The 7,173-nt window shown below is 44.4% G+C and carries 5 protein-coding genes; 3 read left to right on the top strand and 2 right to left on the bottom strand.

All coding sequences use genetic code 11. The annotated features are described in order from the left end of the window. Positions 1–417: 417 nt before the first annotated feature. Positions 418–1,221 carry a MetQ/NlpA family ABC transporter substrate-binding protein gene (locus R7P36_RS11295; protein WP_017633488.1) on the top strand — a complete coding sequence of 268 codons (804 nt, stop codon included), beginning with the start codon at positions 418–420 and terminating at the stop codon, positions 1,219–1,221. Between the two features lie 95 nt (positions 1,222–1,316). Here R7P36_RS11295 and R7P36_RS11290 read toward each other — a convergent pair whose 3' ends face one another. Then, complete coding sequence (locus R7P36_RS11290) at positions 1,317–1,592, bottom strand: hypothetical protein (RefSeq protein ID WP_005379716.1); 276 nt, start codon at positions 1,590–1,592, stop codon at positions 1,317–1,319. A gap of 223 nt (positions 1,593–1,815) precedes the next feature. Then, the gene (locus tag R7P36_RS11285; RefSeq protein ID WP_005379714.1) at positions 1,816–2,535 is read right to left on the bottom strand and encodes an SIMPL domain-containing protein; all 720 of its coding nucleotides are present in this window, start codon (positions 2,533–2,535) and stop codon (positions 1,816–1,818) included. Between the two features lie 233 nt (positions 2,536–2,768). Here R7P36_RS11285 and R7P36_RS11280 point away from each other — a divergent pair, with 233 nt between their 5' ends. Next, positions 2,769–4,532 (top strand): lysophospholipid acyltransferase family protein, encoded by a 1,764-nt coding sequence (locus R7P36_RS11280; RefSeq protein ID WP_213899450.1) that lies wholly within the window; start codon positions 2,769–2,771, stop codon positions 4,530–4,532. A 595-nt stretch (positions 4,533–5,127) separates the two neighbouring features. Next, on the top strand, positions 5,128–7,080 hold the full coding sequence (locus R7P36_RS11275; protein WP_005379710.1) for a PTS mannitol transporter subunit IICBA: 1,953 nt from the start codon (positions 5,128–5,130) through the stop codon (positions 7,078–7,080). Positions 7,081–7,173: the final 93 nt, after the last annotated feature.

Here is a 7,173-nt window from a genome sequence, read left to right as displayed (position 1 = left end):
CAGTAAAATCATGCGGGTAATCAGGTGATGTGATTTTGCTGGTGGATTTCGGGGTGAGTCGGGGCAGGGTTTCTATGTTGATTGTGCAGTGAGATTGCGTCAGACCTTCGCTCATAATCGATTGGTCCGCAGTTCAAGTCTGCGAGGGGCCACCATATTCCGAAAGGCGTAGCAGGTTAATACCTACTACGCTTTTTTTTGCATCTTATATCTTTGGGTACAGTTTCGGTTGCGGTAACTCGTCACTAACCTCGTAATAGCTTTTCCTCTTCCCCTTTTCTTTAACTATTATCTGGCTTTCTATACGAGCAATAGAAACAAAATGTCTGCTCGTGATTTAAACCATTGACCCTCAGACAACTTCTGATAGTATGGACATATAAACGTATGGACGTCTAAAGCAAAAATGGAGCTACAATGAAAAGTATTGGTCACTTAAAGAAACTAGCTTTGATTCTCACGGCAGTAGTCGGCTTAAGCGCTTGTGGAGAAAAAGATGACTCTGTCATTAAAGTGGGCGCGACAGTTGGACCACATGCACAAGTAGTCGAGGCGGTAGCGAAGGAGGCAGCGAAGCAAGGTTTGAATGTCGAAGTCATTGAGTTTTCTGACTACGTGACACCTAATGCCGCTCTTAGCGATGGTAGCATCGATATTAATAGCTATCAGCACCAGCCATTTTTAGACAACTTCAACAGTAGCCATAACGCCCAATTAGTATCAATTGGTCAGTCCATTCTTATGCGTATGGGGCTTTATTCCAATAAGTATCGCTCACTGCAAGAGCTTCCAAACAATGCACGTATAGCGCTTCCAAATGACCCTACCAACGGTGGTCGTGGTCTGTTGCTACTCGCCGATGCAGGTTTAATTGAGCTGAAACAGGGTGTTGGCCATAAAGCCGCCCTAACTGATATCACAAAAAACGCAAAATCATTTGAATTTGTCGAGGTAGATGCCGCTCAGCTACCAAGAACATTAGATGATGTGGACGCGGCTGCGATTACAATGAACTACGTAATGTCTTCTGGTTTAGATCCGAAGAAACAAAGTATCTATCTTGAAGCAAAAGACGCCCCATTAGCAGTCATGGTCATCGCCACTCGTGACGCAGACAAAAATAATGAAGCGTATAAAAAGTTCGTTTCTATTTATCAATCTCAAGCGATTCGTGATTATCTCGATCGCACTTTCAAAGGCACAATCGAAGCAGCTTTTTAATCAATAAAGCAGCGAATACTTTGCCCCACGAATCAGATAGAAAAGAGGCTAATGTTTTCTCATAGCCTCTTCTTTTCATTACTCACTAAATCGACTCATTGTCGACTTTCAGCCTCTAACTTCATTGCCAAATAAGCTTGATCAGCAGAAACCAATTCAGGGCGGTTAATCAACTTCCAGAGGAAGTATGGTGGGATTAAAAATACGATGAAGTAGAGAGATTCATGGAAAAAAACATCGGCTATCGTTTGCTGATGCTCCCAAAGTGCCGTCAGTGCGAAGAGCTCTAACATCACGCCTAATACGCCAAAGACGACAGAGACAACAATCGCTAAACCCAGTAGTTCTCTAACAAAGTGCTTGTATGCCATGATACTAATTCCTTCTAGCAATAAGTCATACTAACTTACGCTCATAAGAAACAAGTGAGCTTGATTATTATCAAACTCACCTCATCACTGTTAAGAACTTAGTTTTATAAAAAAGTACTTGTATATAGCGTCAGCGAAGACTGATTTCCCTATCACAGAGCATAGATACCTCTACAAATAGAAGGTGATGGAACGACCAACTATTGACTATATGAGCGCAACTTTAATCAGATAAGTAATATTGAACCGTCGATACCACTCGTACTTTCTTAATGTAAGGCGTGTTGCTGTCTCGGTCATAAATCGAGAACTGCCCTTGAGTTGCACGTTTGATCTTACCCAGTGAACTCTGTGAGTCTTTCGCAAATTTCTCAGCCACTTCACGCGCATTCTTAGTCGCTTCTTCGATCATGTCTGGCTTCACATCATTCAGCTTAGTAAAGCTGTACTCAACACGATTTGCATAAGGATCTTGGTTAAGCAAAACGCCTTGCTTTCCTAGCTCACCTATTTCATTGATTGCCGCTCGAACAACATCAACACTCTGGCTATAAACCGTAACGGTTCGCGAGGCCAAATAACGATACTCAATGTCTTGCTCGCTCCCATATTGCTGTGCTTTTCTGTCAATGACCGCTGGGGAAGAAAGGGAAACGCTGGTTTCAGGAAGCCCTTTGGCACTTAGAAAGTCCAAAATCAAACGGGTTTGCTGGTCAATTTCATCAAACATGGCTCCCATATCATTACTCGCTAGAGTAAATTGAATCGGCCAAATCACCGTATCAGCAGGATACTCACGCTCCGACAAACCTTTTACTGTCACGACTCTTTCATAGGCTCGGTATTTCACCGCCGTCTGCTGCATAAAATAGCCAAGTATGCCAAGACCAAGTATCAAACTTAGCCCAATCCAAAGTGCTGCTTTATTGGAAACTCGTTCCATTATTTCCCCCTGATAAATATCAACTTAGCTTAATCTTTGTTCTAGATAAGATAGCCTATCTCTTGTTTTAAGAGGGAGACATAACGCGAGTTTTGATTCATAGCACAGTGATATACCGTTTTCTTTAGTCAATAAAGCTTCATTGGTTTGTCACCAAAGGCTCATGCTTTTGCCTCTGAATTGTCATCTGTAATTTCTACTATCCAATCAGCAACTTGTACGCTGAGGTAAATATGGATAGTTCGACCCCTTTTCGTCTCCCACGTAAAACGCCGTTTGGCATTGGTGAAAACGTTGCTGAATGGGCAACCGGTTTAAACCAACTTGATAAGTTCTACGCCCAACGCCCCGTTAATGCCGATACCAAAACTTTTCTCCGCTTCACGCTGGATGTCTTAGGTATCGACTATCGTATTGCTCATGGTTCACTCGATTCAGTTCCCAAACAAGGTGCTACCGTCATTGTGGCGAACCATCCGCTTGGTTGTGTGGAAGGCGTGATCTTGGCTGAATTACTGTTGATGGTCAGAGACGATATCCAAATCCTAGCCAATCAATACCTGAAAACCGTGCCGGAGTTAGATCAGCTCTTTATTGGTGTCGATGTATTTGAAGGCAAAGACGCCGTCAAATCGAATATGAAAGCCCTGAGAGCGGCCAATAAACACCTCGCAAGTGGCGGCTTATTGCTTGTCTTTCCTGCCGGCGAGGTTTCCCAGTTAGTCGATGCCAAACAGCAACGCTTGGAAGACAAAGCGTGGAGTCGAAGCGTAAGCAGCCTAATCCGAAAAAACAAAGCAACAACAGTTCCAGTGTTCATCAGTGGTCAGAACTCGAAACGCTTCTATATGGCAGGGAAAATCCATCCACTTTTGCGTACCCTACTGCTTGGTCGAGAGTTGCTAAACAAACATGCGCAAACCATTGATTTATCTTTTGGCCAAGTGATCAAATTCAAAGAGATCAACACACTTAACGATGATCAAGTGGTGAACTATTTGCGGCTCAACACTTACTTGCTCAATCGTGAAACCCATTCAGTGAAGCCTTCTTCTTCATCAGAAATGCTCTCTCCAATAGCGGCAGGGTTACCCGTAGGCGAATTGCTTGAAGAGCTGAACAACTTACCAAAAGAGTCCAAGCTGCTAACAAGTGGTGAGTTCGATGTTTACTGCACGGAGTCGCAGAACATCCCTTCCCTACTGCATGAAATTGGTCGCCTACGTGAGCTCAATTTTCGACAGGTTGGCGAAGGGACAGGACTAGCAATAGACATTGACCATTTCGATCATGATTACCTGCATCTGTTTGTGTGGGACAGAGAGAACCAATGCTTGGTGGGCGCGTATCGTTTAGGTCTGGTTGATCAACTGATTGAAAAGCGCGGCGTAGCAGGTCTGTATTCACGAACGTTGTTTAACTATGACCAACGCTTTATCGACCAAATGGGTAAATCCATTGAGATGGGGCGCTCTGTGATTGCACAGCAATATCAAAAGAGCATGAGCGCGCTACTGCTACTGTGGAAAGGCATCGCAACGTTCGTTCATCAAAACCCAGATTACACTCACCTATTTGGTCCGGTAAGCATTAGCAACGATTATAGCGATACTGCACGTCAATTACTGGCTCAATCAATGACACTGCACCACTACGACAACAATTGCGCAGAGTACGTCACACCTTCTAACCCACTTCCTGAGCACCACCGTGACTGGAACACCAGCATGCTCACTGCTCTGGGTGATTTACAGCTATTGTCACGTGTCATTGCCAGAATCGATGAAGGGAAAGGAGTGCCCGTTTTGCTGCGTCAGTACTTAAGCCTCAATGGCAAGCTGGTATGCTTCAACGTCGACCCTGCATTCAATAACGCTCTAGATGGATTGATTATGGTGGATTTGCGCGATGTTCAAGAAAAGACGTTGGCAAGATATATGGGACGCGAGCAAGCTCATGACTACCTCGACTATCATACTAATAGCAACGATGATTAAGAACAGTGATCAAGTAGAGAGTTGGGAATCACAAGAAGAACCGTGTGGCGACTCTCTTTATTTACCCTTTCATCAACTAATTAGGCGTGCTCCGTGAAGTGCGCCGAAAAGAATCTTATAGATACAATCTATCGAAAGATCTAGATAGCATTTATCTCACCAATTCCGTCACAAACTTTCACAAAAAACAAAAGCAGACCCAAGTCACACTTTAAATCCACCACAACTCAACACAAAACGTGATATTGATCATCACAAGTATTTAATTCGAATTTCAAAAAAAATTAAAAGTGATCAAAGTCACAAGGCATTTTAATTTTAAATTTGTCAGAAGATCGGATTGATCACTAAGATTTTTATTGACAGATTTGAAAGTGGTTTTTTGTTATTAAGTTACAAGTTAATAAGTTGAACTTGGTCACTTAAAAACCGTTTCTCAGCCTAAGAAATGCGGGCGTAGATCACAAAAAACCCGTTGTCAGTTCCAATTGGAAAATGTGTGGTAAATTGATTGGGTACTAAGCAATCAAACAAACGGTTTTGGCGAACCGTTTACTACAACAAGATTCATCAGAACATCGAACGGGGAATTGTTATGATATCACCAGATGCCAAGATCAAGATACAAAATTTTGGTCGTTTTCTGTCAAACATGGTAATGCCAAACATCGGCGCGTTTATCGCGTGGGGCTTTATCACTGCTCTATTTATCCCAACTGGATGGCTACCAAACGAAACGTTAGCCTCTATGGTTGGCCCAATGATTACCTACTTGCTGCCACTACTTATCGGTTACACCGGTGGTAAATTAGTTGGCGGCGATCGTGGTGCGGTAGTCGGTGCAATCACAACAATGGGTGTGATTGTCGGCACAGACATCCCAATGTTTATGGGGGCAATGATGGTCGGCCCAATGGGCGGCTGGGCTATCAAGAAATTCGATAACTACATCGATGGTAAAGTAAAAAGTGGCTTCGAGATGTTGGTTAACAACTTCTCTGCGGGCATCATCGGCATGCTATGTGCGATCCTTGCCTTCATCTTTATCGGTCCATTCGTAAAAATTCTTTCTGGTGGCTTGGCGGCTGGCGTTAACTTCCTAGTTTCTGCTCACCTACTACCACTGACTTCAATCTTCGTTGAACCTGCGAAGATCCTGTTCCTAAATAACGCGATCAACCACGGTATCTTCTCTCCACTGGGTATCCAACAAGCGTCTGAGACAGGTCAATCGATCTTCTTCCTAATCGAAGCAAACCCTGGTCCTGGTCTAGGTATCCTGCTAGCTTACATGGTGTTTGGTAAAGGTACGGCTCGTCAAACTGCAGGTGGTGCATCAATCATCCACTTCTTCGGCGGTATCCACGAGATTTACTTCCCATACATCCTAATGAACCCTCGCCTAATCCTTGCGGCTATCGCAGGTGGTATGACTGGCGTATTCGTTCTAACTATCTTTAACGCAGGTATCGTTTCTCCAGCATCACCAGGTTCAATCTTTGCAATCTTGTTGATGACTCAGAAAGGCTCAATCGTTGGTGTTCTAGCGTCTATCGCAGCAGCAACAGGCGTTTCATTCGCCGTAGCAGCACTGCTAATGAAGACTCAAACGTCAACAGAAGAAGACGGTGATGAAGCAGCACTAGAGAAAGCAACATCACAAATGAAAGACATGAAATCTGCATCTAAAAACGATGCGGTGGTAAACAGCCAAAGCAAAGGTGACGTAGACCTAGCGACAGTACAAAGCATCATTGTCGCTTGTGATGCGGGCATGGGCTCGAGTGCAATGGGCGCGAGCATGCTACGCAAAAAGGTTCAAGACGCAGGTCTGAACATCCACGTAACCAACCTTGCCATTAACAGCTTACCAGAGAGTGCAGATATCGTGATTACTCATAAAGACTTAACGGATCGTGCACGTAAGCATGCTCCAAACGCACACCACATTTCATTGACTAACTTCCTAGACAGCGAAATGTACAACCAGCTAGTCACCAAACTACTAGCCGCACAAAACCAATCCGCAGCCAATGACGACCAAATGGTAAAAGTGTCGCTCGTGGCAGCAAACGACGACAACTTCGAGCCACAGCAAACGTCGGTGTTCCAAATCCAGCGTGAGAACATTCACCTAGGTTTGAAAGCTGCCAACAAAGAAGAAGCGATTCGCTTCGCGGGCAACAAGTTGGTCGAACTTGGCTACGCAGAACCAGAATACGTAGACGCGATGTTTGAGCGTGAAGCATTGGTTCCAACTTACCTAGGCGAATCTATCGCAGTGCCTCACGGCACGGTAGAAGCGAAAGACCGCGTGAAGAAAACCGGCATTGTAATCTGCCAATACCCATCGGGTATCCAATTTACTGAAGACGACGATGATGTAGCGAAACTGGTTATCGGCATTGCCGCTAAGAACGATGAGCACATCCAGGTGATTACCACCATTACGAACGCGCTCGATGAGCCGGAGGCAATTGAGAAGCTAACCAGCACCAACGATGTGGAAGAGATTCTGAACATCCTTGGCGGTCAACAAGCGGCTTAATTACCCCTTTAATTTGCTCCTGAGGCAAATGAGGTCAGCTGTCACCCCCTATGCGGTTGGCCTCCCCCTAGTTTCGTAAGTCAACATTTTAGA

The organism is Vibrio sp. 397 (assembly GCF_033339395.1).
GTDB classification, from domain to species: Bacteria; Pseudomonadota; Gammaproteobacteria; order Enterobacterales; family Vibrionaceae; genus Vibrio; species Vibrio alginolyticus.
This window is presented reverse-complemented; position numbering and strand designations above follow the sequence as displayed.

Coding starts and splice junctions, on each gene's coding strand:
- R7P36_RS11295 (WP_017633488.1), top strand. CDS start 418: ATGAAAAGTATTGGTCACTTAAAGAAACTAGCTTTGATTCTCACGGCA.
- R7P36_RS11290 (WP_005379716.1), bottom strand. CDS start 1,592: ATGGCATACAAGCACTTTGTTAGAGAACTACTGGGTTTAGCGATTGTT.
- R7P36_RS11285 (WP_005379714.1), bottom strand. CDS start 2,535: ATGGAACGAGTTTCCAATAAAGCAGCACTTTGGATTGGGCTAAGTTTG.
- R7P36_RS11280 (WP_213899450.1), top strand. CDS start 2,769: ATGGATAGTTCGACCCCTTTTCGTCTCCCACGTAAAACGCCGTTTGGC.
- R7P36_RS11275 (WP_005379710.1), top strand. CDS start 5,128: ATGATATCACCAGATGCCAAGATCAAGATACAAAATTTTGGTCGTTTT.